Annotated in this window: 14 protein-coding genes; 9 read left to right on the top strand and 5 right to left on the bottom strand. The window is 66.2% G+C overall.

Annotated elements, in window-relative coordinates:
- Positions 1–49: 49 nt before the first annotated feature.
- Complete coding sequence (locus tag ACYVKM_RS02935) at positions 50–718, top strand: DsbA family oxidoreductase (protein ID WP_460875612.1); 669 nt, start codon at positions 50–52, stop codon at positions 716–718.
- Positions 719–731: 13 nt separating this feature from the next.
- On the opposite strand, the gene ACYVKM_RS02940 is transcribed toward ACYVKM_RS02935, so the two are convergent.
- Complete coding sequence (locus tag ACYVKM_RS02940; RefSeq protein ID WP_460875614.1) at positions 732–3,686, bottom strand: bifunctional diguanylate cyclase/phosphodiesterase; 2,955 nt, start codon at positions 3,684–3,686, stop codon at positions 732–734.
- A gap of 256 nt (positions 3,687–3,942) precedes the next feature.
- Between ACYVKM_RS02940 and dinG the strand changes: the two genes are divergently transcribed.
- The 6 genes from dinG (at position 3,943) to ACYVKM_RS02970 (ending at position 8,667) form a co-directional block, all read left to right on the top strand.
- Positions 3,943–6,063 (top strand): ATP-dependent DNA helicase DinG, encoded by a 2,121-nt coding sequence (dinG, locus tag ACYVKM_RS02945; protein ID WP_460875617.1) that lies wholly within the window; start codon positions 3,943–3,945, stop codon positions 6,061–6,063.
- The gene (locus ACYVKM_RS02950) at positions 6,060–6,614 is read left to right on the top strand and encodes a HutD/Ves family protein (RefSeq protein WP_460875619.1); all 555 of its coding nucleotides are present in this window, start codon (positions 6,060–6,062) and stop codon (positions 6,612–6,614) included. The genes dinG and ACYVKM_RS02950 overlap by 4 nt, the downstream gene beginning before the upstream one ends.
- A 57-nt stretch (positions 6,615–6,671) precedes the next feature.
- Positions 6,672–7,250, top strand: coding sequence for an NnrU family protein (locus ACYVKM_RS02955; protein WP_460875620.1), 579 nt, complete (start codon positions 6,672–6,674; stop codon positions 7,248–7,250).
- A 134-nt stretch (positions 7,251–7,384) separates the two neighbouring features.
- Positions 7,385–7,582: a hypothetical protein gene (locus tag ACYVKM_RS02960; protein WP_460875622.1), complete on the top strand. Its 198-nt coding sequence runs from the start codon at positions 7,385–7,387 to the stop codon at positions 7,580–7,582.
- Between the two features lie 27 nt (positions 7,583–7,609).
- On the top strand, positions 7,610–8,206 hold the full coding sequence (locus ACYVKM_RS02965; protein ID WP_460875624.1) for a DUF938 domain-containing protein: 597 nt from the start codon (positions 7,610–7,612) through the stop codon (positions 8,204–8,206).
- A gap of 56 nt (positions 8,207–8,262) precedes the next feature.
- Positions 8,263–8,667, top strand: coding sequence for a YchJ family protein (locus ACYVKM_RS02970; RefSeq protein ID WP_460875625.1), 405 nt, complete (start codon positions 8,263–8,265; stop codon positions 8,665–8,667).
- An 18-nt stretch (positions 8,668–8,685) separates the two neighbouring features.
- Here ACYVKM_RS02970 and ligB read toward each other — a convergent pair whose 3' ends face one another.
- The 4 genes from ligB to gltB form a co-directional block, all read right to left on the bottom strand.
- Positions 8,686–10,371: an NAD-dependent DNA ligase LigB gene (gene ligB, locus ACYVKM_RS02975; protein WP_460876506.1), complete on the bottom strand. Its 1,686-nt coding sequence runs from the start codon at positions 10,369–10,371 to the stop codon at positions 8,686–8,688.
- A 112-nt stretch (positions 10,372–10,483) separates the two neighbouring features.
- Positions 10,484–11,257 carry an NRDE family protein gene (locus ACYVKM_RS02980; RefSeq protein WP_460875626.1) on the bottom strand — a complete coding sequence of 258 codons (774 nt, stop codon included), beginning with the start codon at positions 11,255–11,257 and terminating at the stop codon, positions 10,484–10,486.
- A gap of 9 nt (positions 11,258–11,266) precedes the next feature.
- Positions 11,267–12,706 (bottom strand): FAD-dependent oxidoreductase, encoded by a 1,440-nt coding sequence (locus ACYVKM_RS02985; RefSeq protein ID WP_460875628.1) that lies wholly within the window; start codon positions 12,704–12,706, stop codon positions 11,267–11,269.
- 157 nt (positions 12,707–12,863) lie between these two features.
- Entirely contained in the window at positions 12,864–17,318 is a 4,455-nt protein-coding gene (gene gltB, locus ACYVKM_RS02990; protein WP_460876507.1) for a glutamate synthase large subunit, read from the bottom strand.
- A gap of 308 nt (positions 17,319–17,626) precedes the next feature.
- On the opposite strand from gltB, the gene ACYVKM_RS02995 reads away from it, so the two are divergent.
- Together ACYVKM_RS02995 and ACYVKM_RS03000 are read left to right on the top strand one after the other, a co-directional pair.
- The gene (locus ACYVKM_RS02995) at positions 17,627–18,868 is read left to right on the top strand and encodes a murein hydrolase activator EnvC family protein (RefSeq protein WP_460875630.1); all 1,242 of its coding nucleotides are present in this window, start codon (positions 17,627–17,629) and stop codon (positions 18,866–18,868) included.
- A 149-nt stretch (positions 18,869–19,017) separates the two neighbouring features.
- Positions 19,018–20,421, top strand: coding sequence for a S41 family peptidase (locus ACYVKM_RS03000; RefSeq protein WP_460875632.1), 1,404 nt, complete (start codon positions 19,018–19,020; stop codon positions 20,419–20,421).
- Positions 20,422–20,425 lie beyond the last annotated feature (4 nt).

Raw genomic sequence — 20,425 nt, forward strand, 5'->3', positions numbered from 1 at the left:
TCCCCAGTCACCGCTGCCTGCGGCGGTCACGTTTCCCGAAGGTGCTCCCATGTCCACGCAAGCCACTCCTGTACCGGTCCGCATCGATTTCGTCTCGGATGTCTCGTGCCCGTGGTGCGCGATCGGGCTCGCCTCGCTGCAGCAGGCGCTGGCGAAACTGGATGGCGCGGTCACCGCGGAAATCCACTTCCAGCCGTTCGAGCTGAACCCGCAGATGGCACCGGAAGGCGAGGATGCCACCGAGCACCTGGTGCACAAGTACGGCAGCACGGCGGCGCAGATCGACGCCAATCGCGCGGCGATCCGCGACCGCGGCGCGGCATTGGGTTTCACCTTCAACATGGACCGGCGCAGCCGCATCTACAACACCTTCGATGCGCACCGGTTGCTGCACTGGGCCGAACTGGAAGGTCGCCACCTCGCATTGAAGCAGGTGCTGTTGCGCGCCTATTTCACCGATGGCGAGGACGTCAGCGCGCATGACACGCTGGCGCGACTGGCCGGCGAGGCGGGCCTGGATACCGGGCGTGCGCAGCAGATTCTTGCCAGTGACACCTATGCCGACGAAGTGCGTGCACAGGAGCAGTTCTTCCAGAGTCGTGGCATCCACTCGGTGCCGGCCACCATCATCAACGGCCAGCACCTGATTTCCGGCGGCCAGCCGCCGGAGGCGTTCGAGCAGGCGTTGCGTCAGATCACGGCAGACGCATCACACTGACCGGCCCATTGGCTCATTTGTCGTCGACGCGGATTTCCAGCCATTGCCCGATCGGCGCCGGATATCCCAGCAGATAGCCTTGACCCATCTCGCAACCCATCGCCAGCAGGGCGCTGCGCTGGGCCTGGGTTTCGATGCCTTCGGCGATTACCTGGATGTTCAACGCGCGTGCCAGTGCGAGGATCGCCGCCACGACGGTGGTGCTGTTGGTATTGTGATCCTTGTCCAGTTGCTGCACGAACGCGCGGTCGATTTTCAGCACGCGCAGCGGCAGCGAATGCAGATAGCTCAGTGACGAATAACCGGTACCGAAATCATCGAGCGCGGCTCCCACGCCGACCGTCCGCAATCGATCGAGCGTGGCACGAACGCGCTCGGGGTTGTCGAGCAGTGCGCCTTCGGTGACCTCGAAGATCAGGCGCGTGGGAGGCAGGCCGGTGCGTTCAAGCAACCGGATCAGCCGCGCATCGAAATCCATGTGGCGCAAATGCAGTGCCGAGACATTCAAGGTCATGAACGTGTCGCCCCGGCCGTGCTGCATCAGATGGCGGCAGCTGAGTTCGAACATGTGCCAGTCGATCGTCTCGATCAGCCCGCTGTCCTCGGCAATCTTCATGAAATCAGCCGGCCTGAGCAGGCCTTGCCGCGGATGGTTCCAGCGGATCAGCGCCTCGTAGCCCACCACCTCGCCGCCGTCGAGCCGGCAGATCGGCTGGAAATACGGCTCGAACTGATCCTGCTGCAATGCCTGGCGCAGTTCGGCCTCCAGCGCCAGCACATCGACCACATTTTTCGCGAGTGTCTCGTCAAACATCTCGAAGCGTTTGCGACCGAGTTCCTTGGCCCGATACAGCGCAATGTCGGCATCACGCAGCAGTTCGTCGGCTGCATGGTAATGATCATCGCCGATCGCGATACCCACGCTGGCGGTAGGCTGCAGCTCCTTGCCGACAACCAGCATCGGAGCCCCGAGTGCGTCCAGCACGCGTTGCGCCACGGCTGCGGCTACCGACGGAATCTCGACCTCCTCCAGCAGGATGGCGAACTCGTCACCGGCCAGCCGGGCCACCAGGTCGGGGTGGCGTACGCAGCCGGCGAGGCGCATCGCGACCTCCTTCAGCACCTCGTCACCGGCCAGATGCCCGAGACTGTCGTTGATGATCTTGAAGCGGTCGACATCCAGATACAGCAGCGCACAGCGGCGATGCGGATCGTGCCTGATGCTGCCCAGTACGCGATCGATGCGATCGCGCAGGTAGCCGCGGTTGGGCAACCCGGTCAACGAATCGTGCATCACCTGATGCCTCAGCTGATCCTGGATGCGTTCGCGCTCGCTGATTTCCTTGCGCAGTGCCTGCGTGCGCTCTTCCACCCGATGCTCCAGCTGCTCGTAGGCGCGCCGCAGCGATTCCGCGGAGCGGCGGCGCATCAGGCTGTTGGCGACCTGCGAGGCCACGAAGCTCAGCAATTCCTGATCCGCGGGCCCGTAGACGATCGAGGGACTGTAGCTCTGCACCGTCACCAGCCCGATCACCTCGTCGCCGACGATCAGCGGTACGCCCAGCCACGACATCGCAGGCGCGCCCGAACGCCCCGGCGCCACTTCACCCTTGCGCACGAGTTCCTCGATGTCCGCATTGTTGGCCCACAGGGCGGTGCCACACCGCAACACGTATTCGCTCAGGCCACGCCCCAGCGGCCGCTCCTCAGGCGGCGCCATGACCGCATCCACCGAGTAGGGAAACGTCAGCCGCTGGCGGTCGTCGGAAAGCAGGGCAATGAAGAAGTTTTCCGCGTTCAGCAGCTCGCCGACCACGGCATGCACGCGCCGATAGAACTCGCCCTGGTCGATATCCGCCGTGGCCAGCTGGGCGATCTGAAACAAGGCCGACTGCAGATGCTCGGCGCGCTGCCGCTCGACAATTTCCAGTTGCAACCCGCGATTGGCATCAGCCAGCTCCAGGGTGCGCAGCTGCACCTGCTGCTCCAGATCCGCCTTGGTCTGTTTGCGTTCCAGCGCGGTGAGGATGTGACTGCCGACAAACTGCAGCAGCGTCAGATCCTCGTCTGAAAAACCGATGTCCTCGCGATAGCTTTGCACCACCAGCGCACCGCGTGGCCGACCGTCACGCAACATCGGCACACCCAGCCAGTCGTAGCTGTCCGACCCGATCAGTGCGACCGGCCCGGATACCTGGGCGAGCAGTTCCTCGGTATCACCCATGCGCGCATTGCCATCCCGAATCACGTACCAGGTCAATGTGTGCTCGATCGTGCTCAGCGGCAGATCCTCACCAACCTTGAACACGGATGGGGACTCGACATCGACGAAATACAGGAAGCGGATCGTGTCCTGCTCGGCGTTGTACAGCACGATGAAGAAATTTTCCGCGTACATCAGCGTGCTGACGATCGCATGGATGCCGCGCAGCATGTCCGGCATGTCGCGCGCGGAGCCGGCCAGATCGGAGATCGCGAACAACGCACGTTGCAGCGCCTCGGAACGTTCCAGCTGTTGATGCGAATGCTGCAGGTCGGACCATTCCAGCGCCCGACGCAGATGCTGGCCGGCAAGCTGCAGCGCCGCCACCAGCTCGCCGAGAAAACTCGCGGCATCATGCCCGGGCCAAAGGGTGAGCATCAGCAGCGCCGGCTCGGGTTGCTGGCACAGGCGAATCGCGACGCGATGCTGGTCCGGATTCCAGCAGGGCTGCCCGGACTGGCTGGCGTCGTGCAGCCACGACCAGTCGGCTGGATCCATGCGGGTAGGAGGAACACTGTGATGACTGGTTGGCTGATCCAGTCCCCACAACACGCAGGCAGCTTTGCAACCCGACCCGGCCTGCGCCAGACCCGCAATCACCCCGGCCACTTCATCCGGAGTATGGGCCGCCGTGAGGCGAGCCAGCCATGTCAGCTGCAATGAGCCTTCGGACAACGTCGACTCAACAGCATCCGCGTGCTTCATCGATAGAGTTCCCCCAACCCGGCCCCCAGCACCCGGTGATCAGCATACCCTTCAATCCGCACGACAAGGCCGGCATCGAGGCAGGCATCAGCGTGCCTCGATGCCCGGGGACAGGCAATACCGATAAACTGTCCTATTGCATTCGGCAAAATGTGTTCCTGCACTACGCGCACGCTGCTGCTACCTGCCGGCGCGCTCCGGCGGCCGACCGCATTCCTGCCGGTTCCACGCATAACCCGCACCACAGGTTCCACCCATGCTTGCCGACACCACCAAAGACGCCATCCGCGCCGCCTATGCACGCCTGAAGGACGGGCTGCCGGGTTTTCGCGCGCGCGCGTCGCAGGGCAGGATGATCGCCGAGGTAGCCAAGGCGTTCGGCCAGACCGGCGGGGTCGCCGTGATCGAGGCGCCGACCGGCACCGGCAAGTCGATGGCTTACCTGATCGCCGGCGTGGAAGTGGCGCGCTTCCAGAAGAAGAAGCTGCTGATCGCCACCGCCACGGTGGCATTGCAGGAACAGCTGGTGCAACGGGACATTCCGTTGTATCTCAAGCTCAACAACATCGAGGCAAAGGTCGCGCTGGCCAAGGGGCGCGGCCGCTACCTGTGTCCGCGCAACCTGGCGATGGCGACGAACAGCCTCAATGATTCCGGACAGATGGGCCTGGCCGGTTTCGATGCCGATCTCGCGCTGTGGGCGAAGCCGCCACAGCCGCGCGACAAGCAGGCACTGGGCAAGTTGAGCACCGCTTTCGACAAGGGCGCGTGGAACGGCGACATGGACAGCGCCCCGGATGTCGTCAGCGATCTGCTGCGCCCGATGGTGACCACCAGTGCCGGCGGCTGCACCGGACGCAAGTGCGGGCAGTTCATGGCCTGCCCGTTCTTCGCCGCGCGCCGCGCGGTGGACGACGCCGAGATCATCGTGGCCAACCAGGATCTGGTGCTGGCCGACCTCACCATGCCAGGCGAAGACGAAGCCAGCGGTGTTCAGGCATGGGGCGGCGTGATCTTGCCGCGGCCGGACGAGACGCTGTACATCTTCGATGAAGGCCACCACGTGCCCGGCAAGGCGATCGACCGCGGCGCGTCCGAGGTCTACATGAATGTGACGGTACGCCAGCTGAGCCGTCTCGGCCGGCAGGTGCACGCGGCGTACTCGCTCACCGACAAGGAAACCCTCGGCAAGCTCAGCCTCGACAAGGGCGACGAGAAACTGCAGGAACTGAGCAACGCGCTGGAGGAACTGGAAAAGGAGATCCGTCTCGGTTGGCTGCCCGATCCAGCCGAGACCGAGCCGATGTATCGCGGCTCGCTGGGCCAGTTGCCGGAACGCTGGGTGGAACACGCGCGAGTGCTCAGCCTGCTCACCGGCGAAGTGCAGCGCTGGCTCACTGCGGTGCGCCGCGCCGTGGTCGAGATGACCGACGGCGGCCCGACCCAGGAGGCGTTGTCGCGTGAGTTGGGCATTGCGCTGGAACGCATCGGCAAGCAGGCCAGCTGCTGGCGCGCGTGGGCCAGCGACGATCCCGGCGATGCGCCGCCACTGGCGCGCTGGGTCACCCTGGGTGGCGATCAGCAACTGGTCTGCCACGCCTCGGCCGTGTCCGCCGGCGGCCTGCTGCGCAGCGTGCTGTGGGGCAACGCCAGCGGCGTGGTGATGACCTCGGCCACGCTCAGTGCAGGCGGCAACTTCCGCGGCTTCGCCGATGCGGTGGGTCTGCCAGACGATGCGGTGACACTGAGCCTGCCTTCGCCCTTCGACCTCGCCGCGCAGGCGCGACTGGAGGTGCCGACGATGCGTACCCTGCCCGATGCACGCGAGGCGCATGCCGAGGAAATCAGCGAATGGCTGGCCGACAACCTCGACTGGGAGGGCGGCAACCTGGTGCTGTTCACCTCACGCGTGAAACTCGATCGCGTGCTGCAGAAGCTGCCGATCGCCCAGGTGCGCAAGGTGCGCGCGCAGGGCTCGCTGGGCAAATCGCAATTGATCGCGGAGCATTGTGCCGACGTCGAGGCAGGCAAGGGCAGCACGCTGTTCGGTCTGGCCTCGTTCGGCGAAGGCCTCGACCTGCCTGGCAAGCTGTGCGAAACGGTGGTGATCACCCAGCTGCCGTTCGCGGTGCCGACCGACCCGGTCGGGGCGACCTATGCGGAGTGGCTGGAATCGCGCGGGCGCAATCCGTTCATCGAAGTGAGCATTCCCGAAGCCACGCGCCTGCTCACCCAATATTGCGGCCGCCTGATCCGCAACGAAACCGATCGCGGCCGTATTGTATTGCTCGATCGCCGCGTGGTGACCAAGCACTACGGCAGCAGCATGCTGAAGGCACTGCCACCCTTTCAACGCATCATCGAGCGAACCCCATGATCATCCGTCTGCAGGATTGTCCGCCACAGCCGTGGAAGAACGGTCTCGGCAGCACACGCGAAATAGCCGTCCAGCCGTCCGGTACTGGCAGCAACGATTTCCTGTGGCGGGTGAGCATCGCCGAAGTCGACAGCGCCGCGCCGTTCTCCAGCTTCCCCGGCATCGACCGGCAGATCGTGCTGCTCGACGGCCACGGTTTCACGATGACGCTGGACGATGGCCACACCCATGCGCTGACCACGCCGTTTGTTCCTTTCGCGTTTGCCGGTGAAGCCAGGGTAGCCGTGTCCCTGATCGATGGCCCCACCCGCGATTTCAACCTGATGGTGCGGCGTGAGCAGGCGCGCGGCGACGTGCAGGCGTGGCAGCAGCCGGGTGAACAGCGGCCCGATCCGTCGACCGTGCTGATCTATTGCGCCCGCGGCGTGATCGAGACGGCTGAAGGCCTGTTGCACGCCGGCGATGCGTGGCGACCTTTGCCGGCGAGTCCGGTCACGCTGCGCGACGGTGCGCTGGTACTGGCGATCCGGATCGAACGGCACGCCGATTGACGGATAGCGCGAGACGCTCGCCTATACTCGGGCAACCCCTTCCGCGAGGTACCTGTCATGTCCGTGCTGATTCTCGGCCTGCTGATCTTTCTCGGGATGCACTCCCTGCGCATTTTCGCCAACGACTGGCGCAACCGGCAGATCGCCCGGCTGGGCGAGAAGCGCTGGAAGGGTCTGTTCGCGCTGGTCTCTATCGTCGGCTTCGTGCTGATCTGCTGGGGCTTCGGACTGGCGCGGCAACACCCGGTAGTGCTGTATGTGCCGCCGCCGGCACTGCGCCACCTCAATGCATTGTTCACCCTGATCGCGTTCGTGCTGTTCTTCGCTGCCCGCGTGCCGCGCAACCATCTCAAAGCAAAACTCCACCATCCCCAGGTACTGGCGGTAAAGGTATGGGCCTTCGGCCACCTGCTGGCCACCGGCATGCTGCACGACGTGGTGCTGTTCGGCGCGTTCCTGTTGTGGGCAATCGTGTTGTTCGCCGTATCGCGGCGACGCGACCGCGTGGCCGGCACGGTCTATCCGGCCGGCTCCGTGCAGGGTGACGTGCTGACCGTGGTCATTGGCATCGTGGTCTGGGTCGTTTTCGCTCTGTGGCTGCATCTGTGGCTGATCGGCGTGAATCCCATGGCCTGATCCGATGGCCCGACCCACCGGCATGTCCCGATGAGCCGACTCGCAGCATGAACGGCGAGGGTGGCAAGAGTCATCTGTGCACCCGGTGCCAGCTGCGCTAGAGTCCGCTCATCCAACCTGCGCGAGGTCGTGTCATGGCCGCTTTCCTGCTCTGGCTGTTGCTGCTGGTGTTCTGCTGGCCGATCGCGCTGCTGGCGCTCGTGCTGTATCCGATCGTGTGGTTGCTGTTGCTGCCGTTCCGATTGGTAGGTATCACCGTGGGCGCCGTGTTCGCCTTCCTCGGCGCGCTGATGCTGCTGCCGGCACGTGTGCTGCGCGGCCGACCGGCCTGATCGCAGCGGTTTCGATCCGATCGAAACATGGAAAAACCTTTCTCGCCTTCGTGCGAGCGCAACCGCGAACCGATCCTCGACGTATTGCGCCGGCATTTTGCCGATCGCCGGCAGGTGCTGGAGATCGGCAGCGGCACCGGCCAGCATGCGGTGCACTTCGCCGCGGCATTGCCGCAGCTGGACTGGCAGAGCTCGGACCGCGCCGAGAACCTGCCAGGTATCCGCGCATGGCTGGACGAGGCGGCGCTGCCGAACACACCGGCACCCCTGGAGCTCGATGTCATCGGCACGTGGCCAGCTGGGCACTACGATGCGGTATTCAGTGCCAACACCCTGCACATCATGGCGTGGCCTGAAGTGGAACGAATGTTCGCGCAACTGCCCGATATCACGACGCCCGATGCCACGCTGATTTTCTATGGCCCGTTCAACCATGCAGGTCGCTACAGCAGCGACAGCAATGCCGCCTTCGATCAATGGCTCAAGGCGCGCGGCGAGCACATGGCGATACGCGATGCCGAAGCCATTGACGCCCTGGCAGGCAGGGCCGGCTTCAACCTGATCGACGATGTCGCGATGCCGGCCAACAACCGCTGCCGCGTGTGGCGGCGCCAGCGCGGGTAAGCACCCGCCTGCACAACGTGCCTGCATGAATTCGCCGAACCGGGTACAAAGGCGGCATGAAGTCAATCGACACCTTGACCCCCTGCCCCTGCGGCAACCCGGCCGGCTACACCGAATGCTGCGGCCCCTTGCACGATGGCATCACCGCCGCCGGCACGGCCGAGCAGCTGATGCGCTCGCGCTACAGCGCCTACGTGTTGCGGCGCGAGGATTACCTGCTGGCGACCTGGCATCCCGATACACGCCCGGCGTCCCTGCGGCTGGCCGCACAGCAACCGGCACCGACCTGGCTGGGGCTGGAGATCCGCCACCGGCAGGCCATCGACGACGATCACGCCACGGTGGAGTTTGTCGCCCGCTATCGGCTCGGCGGCGGCCGTGCACAACGACAGCACGAGATCAGCCGCTTCGTGCATGAGCACGGTCACTGGTTCTACCTCGATGGCGAGCTCGGAAACTGAAGCGGCAGACGAAGCGACTCAAAATCCCCGCACCCCTGCCTGATGCAACCGCTGCGCCTGCGCACGCACGTCGGGATGCGCGAAGAATTCGGCCAGCCGATCGGCACGGCCTGGACCGATGCCATCGAGTGACTGCCAGTCGCTCGCGTCACGGACGCTCAGCGTGGCCCAGTCCGGCAACGCCGCGCCCGCGCTGGGTGGCATGCCGAGTGCGCGCAGCCAGAGTGCGAACGGACGCTGGCGGGCAGCAGCGAAGGTCTGTGCCAGTGCACTGGCACGCGTCGGGCCAAGGCCGGGGACGCTGGCGAGACGGGCCGGAGTCAGGCTCATCCAGTCGAGCAGGCCGTGGATCAGCCCGGCATCAATCAGCGACTGCCAGGTGTCGGCACCAAGACCATCCAGTTGCAGGCCCTGCCTGCCGCCCAGCCACAGCAGCCGCGCGCGGAACTGCTGCTCGCAGCCTGGCGCGGCCTTCCAGCAACTCAACGGATCGTATGCCTGCGGATCAGGTGGCGTGACTGGCGCACGCTGCTGCGCACGCCACACCACCGATTGCAGGCGTGGAATGGTCAGACCGGCCAGCACCACCTCGACCTGGTCGCCAGGGCGGATATCCAGCTCCCGCCAGTGTGCCATCGAACCCACGCTGACACGTTGCACACGATGGTCGTCCAGCTGCACCGGCTTCAGCTCCAGTACCGGCGTGATGCGGCCACTGCGACCCACCGTGAAGTTCACAGCACGCACCTCGGCCAGTGCCGACGCCGCCGGATATTTCCAGGCCACCGCCCACGTCGGCGGCGTGGCCGGCCAGGTTGATGCCGGTGGCCGATGGCCCTGGCGCACCACCGTGCCATCGGCGGCAAACGGCATCGCGTGGCGATACCACGGTTCGCGCCACTGCCTGACCTCATCCAGCGTCTTGACCGGATGGGTGTACGCCGCGCTGTCGACCAACCCCATCGCCGACATGCCGGCCAGCCGTGCCGGCATGTCGGCCGGCCCTGTGGGCCAGTCCCAGACGAACAGGCCGATCTTCGCGGCAGTCTGCGCATCCAGCGTGTCGCGCGCGAGCGCGCCGGCCACCATCGAGCGGGCATTGCTACCCCCATCGTTCACTTGCACATGGCCGGGAAGGCGCCAGTAGAGTTCGCCCTGCAGCACCACGCGCGCCGGTGCGGGCGGCAGGTGTTTCGGAATCGCGTCGATGCGATGCGCGAACGCCGTCCAGTCCGAGCCATGCAGGCCATCGCCGCGGCTGGTCGCCTGCTGCAACCGGCCATCCAGATACAGCAGGGTGACCGCCACGCCATCGACCTTCGGCTGCACCCACAGATCGCTCCCGTCGCGTGCCTGCATCCATGCCGCCAACGCCACGGCATCCGGCAACTTGGCCAGCCCGGTCTGCGCCACCGGTGCACGCACACGACCGCTGGCATCGGCCAGATGGGCCAGTGGCGTCGGTGCCTGCGCCGGAAAGCAGCCTCGCCAGTGCGCCAGGCGCTGCAGCGCCTGATCGTAGACGGCATCATCGACCGGCGACTGGCCGTCGGCCCGGTACGCGTGGTTCCAGCCGTCGAGCCGGTCGCGCAGCGCCGTCATCTCCTGCCGTGCCTGCGCCGGCGACCAGTCGGGGCAATCGGCCGCTCGGGCGATGCCAGTGGCAAACAACGCGAGGCCGATCATCGGCAACAGCCTTTCCATGCGCATGCATCACTCCGATACGTGGACATTGCAAGCAGGCTAGCCAGCTGCCAGCCGCACAGGCAGCCGACGATGCCGATGGCGCGCGTAGGCATCGACCTTTGGCGGGATGCTATGTCGGAGACGAACCTGCAAAGTGCAGCATCGTCTCACCCGTGAAGTGGCCATTCGGTCCAAACCGGCGCTCCACCATCACGCCGCGACCGTCGTGACCGATCGCCACCACGGTGCTGGCACGCGTACCGTATGTCTCGCCGCGAATGAACGCGGCCGACAACCATCGCTCACGTTCCAGCCCGATGCCGGTATCCGGCAGCTGCACGTCCGGCGCGACCTGCTCGTCGGCAAGCGCGGCGAACAGCGGTGCGAAATTCATCTCGTCGCCCGTGCCGATCCAGTGCTGCAGGCGTTGCATCAAGGCACGCGTCTTCGGCCACGGCGTGTTGAAGTCGGCGTTCGACAGGCCGTGCACGCCGGGCGTGATCGGCTGCGCACGCGGCTCGGGTCGGTTACCGATATAGAACGCCGCGTCACTGTCGAAGGTGAGCAGGTTGAACGGGCGGTAATCGCCGGCACTACGCAGCAGTTGCCGCGCGTGCGCCGGCGCGTCCGCATGGCCATTGAGGTAGTCGGTCGCCAGCAGGCCACGTGAAACACCCAGCTGCGGATCGCGCGGATCGCGTACGTTGGTCACCACGCAGCAGCGCCCGCTGTCGGTGACGCCGAGCCAGGTACCGCCGGCTTCGAGATCGCGTCCGCCGGTGATCGGTGCGTCATCCCAGCGCGCCAGCGCCGCGCTCGGGCGTGCATGGAATTCGTCGCGATTGCCCGCCAGCAACAGGCGCCAGCGCGGGTGCGCATTCCAGGCAAATGCAATCAGGCACATCCAGGAAACTTACGCCACACGGGCCACCTCGGCCAGAGCCGACTCACTGAGCATCTTCGCGATCGAGCCAGCGGCCTCACGCCCGTCATGCACGGCGCGCACCACCAGGTCGGCGCCGCGCATGTTGTCGCCGCCAGCGAACACCTGCGGGTGGCCGGTCTGGAAGGGCAGCCGGCCAGCGCCGCCGGCGCGGATGCGGCCGCTGGCATCCAGATCGATGCCGTATTCGGCGCACCATGCCGGCGGACTTGGGCGGAAACCGAACGCCTGGATCACCACGTCGGCGCGCAGTTCGGTTTCGCTGCCCTCGACATGGCGCGGGCGCGGCCGTCCATCGCCGTGGTCGACCAGCTCAGTGGTCACCACACGCACGCTGCGCACCCTGCCCTGCTCGCCGAGCAACGCCAGCGGCTGGCGATGGAACAGGAAGTTGACGCCCTCCTCGCGGCTGTAGGCCACCTCGCGACGCGAGCCGGGCATGCTGGCTTCGTCGCGCCGGTACACGCAGGTCACCGAGGCGGCGCCAAGGCGCACCGAAGTGCGGTTGCAATCCATGCCGGTGTCGCCGCCGCCGAGCACCACCACATGCTTGCCGTTGAGGTCGAGCGCAGGCGGTGCCGGCTGGTCGTCGAGCAGGCGGTTGGCGTTGGCGATCAGGAACGGCAGCGCGTCATGCACGCCATCGAGTTCACGGCCGGGCAATTCGCCATCGACAAAAGTATAGGCACCGGTACCGATGAACACCGCGTCATAGTCGGCGAGCAGGCTGTCGAACGCGATGTCGCGACCGATTTCCACGTTGAGATGAAAGCGCACGCCCATGCCTTCGAGCACCTCGCGACGGGTACGCACCACGGACTTGTCCAGCTTGAACGGCGGGATGCCGAAAGTGAGCAGGCCGCCGATTTCGCGCTGGCGATCGAACACATCCACCGCGATGCCGGCGCGACGCAACCGATCCGCGCACGACAGGCCGGCCGGTCCGGCGCCGACCACCGCCACGCGGCGGCCGGTTTCGGTCACGCCCGACAGATCCGGGCGCCAGCCCTGGCGGAAGGCCTCGTCGGTGATCGAGCGTTCGATGCTGCCGATGGTGACCGAGCCGAAGTCGGTCTGCTCCAGCGTGCAGGCGCCTTCGCACAGGCGATCCTGCGGGCATACGCGGCCGCAGATTTCCGGCAGCGGATTGGTTTCGTGCATAAGCGTCGCCGCCTCGAACAGGCGTCCCTCCTGCACCAGCTTCAGCCAATCGGGAATGTAGTTGTGCACCGGGCATGCATGTTCGCAATACGGGTTGCCGCAATCGAGGCAACGCTCGGCCTGACCCACCGCTGCGGCCGGCGCGAAATCGCTGCTGATCTCGCCGTAGCCAAGCACGCGGATCGCGACGGGCACGGCCTTCGGCGGCTGTCGCGGCAGATCGAGGAAGCGGAACAGCTTGTCGCTCATGCATTCTCCCTGTTGCAGCAGGCTTGTGCCCCCTCCCCTGCTTGCAGGGGAGGGTTGGGGTGGGGTTCGCTTTTGATCTTCCCGCCAACCCGAGCAACCCCCTCCCGACCTCCTCCTGCGAGCAGGGGGAGGAGCAAGGGCAGAGCAGCGCAGGCGCTCATGCCGCCCTCCGCAATTCGTCGGCCAGCGCGGCCAGGCTCGCCGCCTTCGGTTTGACCAGCCAGAAACGCTGGAGCAATCCCCGGAAATCGTTCTGCAGATGCCGCGCCCAGGCGCTGCCGGTGAGTTCGGCATGGCGCGCAATCAGGCCGCGCAGATGCTGCATGTAATGCTCCATGCCTTCCGGCGTGATGCGCACGATGTCGACCAGTTCGTGGTTGTAGCAGTCGACGAAATCACGCTGCAGGTCGAGCACGTAGGCGAAGCCGCCGGTCATGCCCGCACCGAAGTTCAGTCCGCACGAGCCGAGCACGGCGACCACGCCGCCGGTCATGTACTCGCAGCAGTGGTCGCCGGCGCCCTCGATCACCGCCAGCGCGCCGGAGTTGCGCACCGCGAAGCGTTCGCCGGCGCGACCCGCGGCAAACAGCTCGCCACCGGTGGCGCCATACAGGCAGGTGTTGCCGAGAATGGAAGCATCCTGGCTGGCGAACGGCGACTCCGGTGACGGCCGCACCAGGATGCGGCCACCGGTCATGCCCTTGCCGACGCCGTCGTTCGCCTCGCCGGTCAGGTCGATATGCACGCCGCCGGCATTCCACGCACCGAGGCTCTGCCCCGCACTGCCTTCCAGCTGCAGGGTGATCGGCTCAAGCATGCCGTGATCGCCCCAGCGCCGCGCCACGTCGCCGGACAGGCGCGCCCCGATCGCGCGATCGGTGTTGGCGATCGCATAACGGAATGTGCCACCACTGCCCAGTTCGACCAGCGGTGCAGCATCGACCGAGATGCGCGAGGCCAGTGCAGCTTCGTCGCGCATGGGGTTGCGTGCCTGCGTGCAGGCATTGTCCACGTCCGCGCTCAGGCCATCGCTGGCGATCAGCCGCGACAGGTCGACCTGCCGCTGCACCGGCGTGCTGCCTTCGGTCTGGCTCAGCAGGTCGCTGCGGCCGACCAGCTCGCCCAGGCTGCGCACGCCGAGTTGCGCGAGATGACCACGCACGTCTTCGGCGACGAAGCGGAAATAGTTCATCACCATCTCGGGCAGGCCGATGAAATGCTCCTTGCGCAGCACCTCGTTCTGCGTGGCCACGCCGGTGGCGCAGTTGTTGAGGTGGCAGATGCGCAGGTACTTGCAACCCAGCGCCACCATCGGGCCGGTGCCGAAGCCGAAACTCTCGGCACCGAGCAGCGCCGCCTTGATCACGTCGAGGCCGGTCTTCAGGCCACCATCGGTCTGCAGCCGCACGCGGCCGCGCAGACCGTTGCGGCGCAAGGTCTGCTGCGCCTCGGCCACGCCGAGCTCCCATGGCGTGCCGGCGTACTTGATCGAGGTGAGCGGGCTGGCACCGGTGCCACCGTCGTGGCCGGAGATGGTGATCAGGTCCGCGCCGGCCTTGACCACGCCGGCGGCGACCGTGCCGACACCCGCATGCGAGACCAGCTTCACCGAGATCAACGCAGTCGGGTTGATCTCCTTCAGGTCGTGGATCAGCTGGGCCAGGTCTTCGATTGAATAGATGTCGTGATGCGGCGGCGGCGAGATCAGGCCGATGCCCGGCTTCGCATAGCGCAGCCGCGCGATCGTCGCGTCCACCTTGTGGCCGGGCAGCTGGCCGCCTTCGCCGGGTTTCGCGCCCTGCGCGATCTTGATCTGCAGCACTTCGGCATTGATCAGGTATTCGGCGGTGACACCGAAGCGACCGGAGGAGACCTGCTTGATCTTCGAGGTCTTCTCGGTGCCGTAGCGCGCCGGATCCTCGCCGCCTTCGCCGGAATTGCTGCGGCCGCCGAGCCGGTTCATCGCGATCGCCAGCGCTTCGTGCGCTTCCGGCGACAGCGCACCGAGCGACATGCCGGCCGAATCGAAACGCTTGAGGATCGCCTCGACCGGTTCCACCTCGTCCAGCGCAATCGCCGCGCCGGCGGCATGCGGCAGCAGCAGGTCGCGCAAGGCGGACGGCGGTCGCGCATCGACATGCTGCGCATAGCGGCGATAGTCGGCCATCGCGCCGGTACGCACGGCGGTCTGCAAGGTGTCGATCACGTCCGGGTTGTACATGTGGTACTCGCCGCCGTGCACGAACTTGTAGATGCCGCCGGCACGCAGCGGCTGCGCCTCGTTCCACGCATCGGCCGCGAGCAGGCGGGCATCGTGCTCGAGCTCGGCGAAGCCGGCGCCACCGATCCGCGACGGCGTGCCGGCGAAGCACAGCGCGACGACTTCCGGCGCCAAGCCGACGATCTCGAACAACTGGGCGCCGCGATAGCCGGCGATGGTGGAAATGCCCATCTTCGACAGGATCTTCAGCAGACCCTTGCGGATGCCGCGACGGTAGCTGCGGCCGATCTCGCGCGGCGCGCCATCGCCACGCTTGATGTAGCCGTCGCGCCCCAACTCGAACAGGCTCTGGTAGGCCAGCCACGGATAGATCGCGGTGGCGCCGAAACCGATCAGGCAGGCGAACTGGTGCGCGTCGCGCGCGGTGGCGGTTTCCACCAGCAGATTGCACTGGCAACGCAGACCGTTTTCCACCAGATGCGCGTGGATTGCACCCACCGCCAGCAGCGCATGCGCCGGCAGCGTGTCCTTGCCCGGATAACGGTCGGTGATGAACACCATGCCGGCGCCGGCGCGCACGCCCTGCTCCGCCTCGCGACAAAAGCGGCGCAGCGCCGCTTCCAGCCCTTCATTCGGCGGATAGCACAGGTCGACCTGCACCGTCGCATCGACGAACTGCGGCAATGCCAGCAATTGGCGCAACTTGCGCTGCGAACAGATCGGTGAGTTCAGCAGGATCTGTTTCGCATTCTCCGCCGACAGCTCGAACAGGTTGCCCTCGCGGCCGAACTGGGTGACCAGCGACATCACCAGCCGCTCGCGCAGCGGATCGATCGGTGGATTGGTGACCTGGGCAAAGCCTTCGCGGAAGCGGTCGAACAGCGGCCGGATCTGCCGTGACAGCACCGCCATCGGCGTGTCGTCGCCCATCGCGCCGGTGGCCTCGGCTTCGGTCTCGGCGAGCACCTTCAGCACACTCTCGCGTTCCTCGCGGCTGAGTCCGTAGAGCTTCTGGTAACGACGCAATTCGATTGCCGGCAACGGTTCGGCCGCCAGGCTGGGGTCGATCAGATCCGATTCCAGATAGCTGACGCCGGCGCGCAGCCAGTCGCGGAACGGCGCGCGACTGCGGTTGATCGCGTCGATGTCGGCATCGTGCAGCAGGCGCTTGCCGGCGAAGTCTACCGCCAGCATCTGGCCAGGCCCGAGCCGGCCCTTGGCCACCACGCGCGAAGGCGGCATGTCCCACAGGCCGGCCTCGGAGGCCACGATAAGATGGTTGTCGTCCGACAGCGCCCAGCGCGCCGGGCGCAGGCCGTTGCGATCGAGCGTGCACACCGCGTAGCGGCCATCGCACATCACCAGCCCGGCCGGGCCGTCCCACGGCTCGCTGTGCAGCGCGTAATACTCGTAGAAGCCGGTGAGGTCCTCGTCCAGATCCTCGCGCGCCGCGTACGCCGGTGGCACCAGTACGCGCATCGCGGTGAGCATGTCCAGGCCGCCGGCGAGCAGCACTTCCAGCGCGTTGTCCAGGCTCTCGGAATCCGAACCGTCCTGGCGCACCAGCGGGCCGATGTCGGCGAGATCGACCAGCGGCGAGCGCAGCACCGCCTCGCGCGCCTGCATCCAGCGGCGGTTGCCGCGAATCGTGTTGATCTCGCCGTTGTGCGCGAGCAGGCGAAATGGTTGTGCCAGCCGCCACTGCGGCGTGGTGTTGGTGGAGAAGCGCTGATGGAACACCACCGCATCGCTGGCCAGCGCCGGATGCCGCAGGTCCGCAAACACCTCGCGCAACTGGCCCGGTGCCGCCATCGCCTTGTAGCCGATTACCTGCGCGGACAGGCTCACCACATAGAATTGCGGATCATCCACGAGCGCTGTTTCGGCACGCCGCCGTGCACGGAACAGCGCGCGCTCGAATGTATCGTCATCCATCCCTGCCGCGGCATTCACGAAGACCTGGCGCACCCTTGGGCAAGTGGCGCTGGCCAGAGGGCCGCATGCTTCTGCATTGACCGCCAGCTCGCGCCAGCCAGCCACCGTCAATCCAGCTTCGGCGAGATGCTGCTCGAATACCGCCACTGCCGTGGTGCCGTCGGCTGGATCAAGGAATACCAGCCCGGCGGCAAAACGTTCGGCCGGCGCAAAGCCGGCTTCCGTCGCCATGGCACGCAACCACGACGCCGGTCGATGGACCAGCACGCCGCAACCATCGCCGCTGATGCCGTCGGCATTCACGCCACCGCGATGGGAAAGTCTGGCCAGCGCAGCAAACGCGGTGTCGACCACCCAGGCGCTGGCGCGCCCATCGATCTGCGCAACCAGCCCGAAGCCGCAGCTGTCGTGCTCGAAAGCCGGGTCGTACAACGTCTTGTTGTCTGGCTGAGCCATCTTGCCCCCGCGGCGAATGGATGTGCTGGGCATGCGCAGCCTGCAGTGCCATGGGCACCGTCGCTGCACACGTGGTGTGACCCGACTAAAACACATTTGCTGCGTCGCGTCAAAACAATTTGGACGGCTATACGTTTTTGCGTCTCTTCGTTCATTCAGGCAATGCTTGACCGGCCCGGGCGGACCGACGGCGGCACTCGCCTCAACTCTCGTCACTCGGCAGCAACGAAGGCAGCCGCCATCGACCGGCAGCCCATGGGACTTCTCGCTTGCTCGCTCCCATCGCCCGGCTCGGTGATAATCGCGGCATGCCCAACCCTGTCCGCTCCTTCCCTGCGTTCATTCCCAGCCTGCTGGCCAGCGTCGCCCTCGCCAGCGCCGTCATGGCTCCACCGGCGCTGGCACGCCAGGACAGCCAGAGCAAGGCCGAGCAAGCCCAGGCGAAGCAGAAGCTGGCCGACCTGCGCAACAAGATGGAGGCGCTGGCGAAGCAGCAGGCCGACACCGCCGCGAAGCGTGACAATGCCAATGCGGAGCTCGCCAGGCAGGCCAATGCGCTGGCCAGTGCGGCGCGGGCGGTGCACCAGACCGACACTGAACTGGCCGCCAAGCAGCAGCAGCTGGATCAACTGGAACAGCAGCGCACGGCCTTGAAGCAGAACCTGGACCGCCAGCATGCGGCGATCGCCGACCTGTTGCGTGCCACCTACGCACTCGGCCAGGGCTCCGACCTGCGCCTGCTGCTGGGCGACGAGGACGTTGCCCGCATCTCGCGGGCGCTGGTGTATTCGAAATACTTCCAGCAGGACCGCGTGCAGCGCGTACAGCAACTGATGACCGACCTGGCCAAACTGCAGGATCTGGAAAGCGCGATCACCACGGAACAGCAGGCGCTGCAGGCGACCAAGGCACAGCGCGAGCAGCAGGCGAGGACGCTGGCGCAGCAGCGCGCCGCCCAGCAAAAGCTGGCGGCCGAGACCGATGCGCAATACAAGGATCAGGCTGAACGGCTGGCCGCCCTGAAACAGAACGCGCAATCGCTGAACAACCTGGTCGACAAGCTGCAGAAGGCGATCGACGAAGCCGCGCGCGAGGCGGCGGCCCGCGAGGCCGCAGCGCGCGAGGCCGCTGCCAGGAAGCATCCCGGACACAAGCTGCCGCCACCGCCGGTAGAGGTCGGCAATGCCAGCGCGAACATCCGCGGCAACCTGCCCTGGCCGGCCAGCGGCGTGGTCAACAGCTATGGCAGCGGCGTGCTGATCAAGGCCAATGGCGGCAGCGAGATCCACGCCGTGGCCCGCGGCCGGGTGATCTACGCCGGCTTCCTGCGTGGCTACGGCATGCTGGTCATCATCGACCACGGCAACGGCTGGATGAGCATGTACGGCAACAACGAGACCATGCTGCACGGCGTCGGCGACCAGGTCGAGGCCGGTACGGCCATCGGCACGGCCAGCCCGCCCACCGGCGTCAACACCGGCGTCTATTTCGAGCTGCGCAAGGGCGGCCAGCCGGTCGATCCGCGCAGCTGGCTGAGCCAGCGCCGTTGACGCCACCGCCGCGGCGCCGCAGGCTAGCGCCATGCCATACACGAACGGTGGCGGGATGAATTACGCCACCGTTCGGTTGTCCAAGGCTATGGTCCACCTCTTCCGCCGCGCCGCCGTGCGGCACCCGCTTTTCGTACGGAGTCACCCGCATGCGTCTTTCCCACCGTAGCCCGATCGCCTTGCTGGTGGCCATGCCACTGCTGCTGACGGTGCCGCGTGCGTTCGCGCAGACCGCGCCGGCCAGCGCCACCAGCCTGGCCGCGCCGCCGGTCGATCTGCCGGCTACCCACAGCAGCGCTGCTGCCCCGGCCCGCGCCAGTTCCGTTGCCGATCAGGCTGCCAACCAGGTTGATCTGGAGGACATTCGCAATTTCAGCCGCGTCTACGAGGTGGTGCGCCAGGCCTATGTCGAGAAAGTCGACAACAAGACCCTGATGAAGGCGGCGATCACCGGCATGCTCAGCGGGCTCGATCCGCACAGCGAATACCTGGACAAGGACGGCCTGGCCCAGCTCAACGAGGACACCACCGGCCAGTACAGCGGCCTCGGTATCGAGGTGATGCAGGAGGATGGCGGCCTGCGCATCGTCTCGCCGATCGACGATACCCCCGCGGCACGCGCCGGCATCAAGGCGGGCGACAGCATCGTCAAGATCAACGGCACGCTGATCGACCCGCAAAACGTCGACGAAATGTTCAAGCAACTGCGCGGCAAGCCCGGCAGCAAGATCAGCCTGACCATCGCGCACCAGAACAGCGACAAGCTGATCGACCTGAACCTGGTCCGCGAGAACATCGCCATCAGCAGCGTCAAGGTGCGCGAGCTGGAACCTGGCTATGCCTATATCCGGATCAGTCAGTTCCAGGACGATACCACCAGCGATCTGGACAAGAAGCTGGGCGCGTTGATTGCAAAAAACGGGGCGCCGAAGGGCGCGGTTCTGGACCTGCGCAACAATCCCGGCGGCCTGCTCAACGCAGCGGTGGGTGTCAGCGACGACTTCCTCAACTCCGGCGTCATCGTCACCACCCGCGGCCGGCTGCAGGACGCCAACCTGAGCTTCAGCGCGCATCCCGGCGACCTGCTCAACGGCGCACCGATGATCGTGCTGACCAACAACGGCACCGCTTCGGCCGCCGAGATCGTCTCCGGCGCGCTGAAGGACAACCATCGCGCGCTGATCATGGGCCAGCGCACGTTCGGCAAGGGCGTAGTGCAGACCGTGCTGCCGCTCGACGCCGACCATGCGGTGAAGATCACCACGGCGCGCTACTACACGCCGAACGGCACCTCGATCCAGGCCGAAGGCATCAAGCCCGACATTCCGCTGGCCGACCTGACCGTGAGCAAGGCGGACAGCGCTCCGGTGCTGATCAGCTCCGAAGCCGACCTGCCGAACCACCTGGCCAACGAGAACGCCAAGGCCGGCAACGACATCAACGACGACGGCAGCAGCGCCGATGGCAAGCTGGCGACCAGCGATTACGCCTTGTCGCAGGCACTCAATGTGCTGAAGGGCATGGCGCTGGGCAAGACGGCCACGAACCGCTGATGCT

The organism is Rhodanobacter koreensis (assembly GCF_054782855.1).